1 protein-coding gene is annotated in these 1,423 nt (G+C 69.4%); it reads right to left on the bottom strand.

The annotated features are described in order from the left end of the window. Nucleotides 1-12: 12 nt before the first annotated feature. Complete coding sequence (locus FJQ57_RS22075) at nt 13-1,143, bottom strand: transposase (RefSeq protein ID WP_139984539.1); 1,131 nt, start codon at nt 1,141-1,143, stop codon at nt 13-15. Nucleotides 1,144-1,423: the final 280 nt, after the last annotated feature.

Raw genomic sequence — 1,423 nt, 5'->3', positions numbered from 1 at the left:
AGGTGGACGCTCCTATGTCTGGTCAAGGGGTGTTTGGGTGTCGCCGGCTTCGAGGGTTCGGTAGAGGTCTCGGGCGATGTAGCGCTTGAGGCAGCGTCGGATCTCGCGGGGGTTCTTGCCTTGGCTGGTACGTCGTTCGGTGTAGTCGCGGGTGGGTTGGTGGTGGCGTTGGCGGGTGATGACGATGGTGTGTAGGGCGCAGTTCAGGCGCCGGTCGCCGTAGCGGTTGAGGCGGTGGCGGGTCTGGACTTGGCCGCTGTTGGCTTGGACGGGGCTGGTTCCGGCGAGCTTGGCGAACGCGGCTTCGGAGTGGATCCGGCCGGGGTAGGCCCAGGCGCACAGCACGGTCGCGGCCACGATGGGTCCGATCCCGACCTGGTCGAGCAGGTCGGGACGCCAGGACCGGACCAGGGTGGTGATCTCCTTCTCGTGCGCTGCGGCCTCGGCGGTCAGGTCCTGGATCCGGCGGGCCCAGATCTGCAGGCAGGCCACGGTGTGGGCGGTCTCGACATCGACGCTGACCCACCTGGCGCTGCGGCGGGTGGCCAGCACTCGGGTGATGATGGCCTCGCTGGTCAGGCCCCGGAACCGGGTCCGGACCGGTTCGGGGGCGGTCAGGATGGCCGAGAACAGCTGCCGTCGGGCATCTGCGGCGGCCTGGACCGCGGAACGGCGGACCGCGACCCGCACCGCGAGCGCTTGGCGGGTCGCAGCCTGGTCGGGGTCAGGCCCCGCACCGCGGGGCGTGCCGACCCGTTCCCGGGCGATGGCCTCCCGGGCCGCACGGACCGCGTCGAGAGGGTCGGACTTCTCACCACCACGACGACGGGCCCGTTCGGGTCGGTCGAGCTCGACCACCAGTTCCTCGGCCTGGTCCAGGTGGACCGCCAGTCCCCGGCCGTGGGACGCGGTGCCCTCGATGGCCCAGGCCCGCAGCGCCGCGTGCTCGACCGCGACGCGGTCAGCGAAGTCGACCAGCTCGGCATACCCCTCCGCGTCCGCGGTCACGATGATCTGGTCAAGTACCCCACCGGTGCGGGCATCGACCGCGGCCGCGGCATGCGAGGCGACGTGGGTATCGACCCCGATCACGACATCGACAACCTCTGCCAGCTTCATCGGCGGGGGCTTCATACTGCTCATGCGTTCTCCTTGAACCGGGACGTGGTTGCGGTTCCGGTCCACGGGAGGAGCTCAGCAGGACTGTGATGAGACACGAACGGCGCGCCAACGCCCGACGGTCAAGCTCCTGATCAGGCCAGCACTCCACCCAGGACCGGGGCCGGCGACCAACAGCGGACAAGTCCAGCTCCAGGACAACGCCACCACCGCGCGTCAGTCTCGAGATGAGTCACACCACCGGTCACCGACCCACAACCCCACCACCACCAGGGCTGCAAGGAAACACTCACAGTCTCGAGAC

It is taken from the genome of Nocardioides litoris, from assembly GCF_006346315.1.
Lineage (GTDB): Bacteria > Actinomycetota > Actinomycetes > Propionibacteriales > Nocardioidaceae > Nocardioides > Nocardioides litoris.
This window is presented reverse-complemented; position numbering and strand designations above follow the sequence as displayed.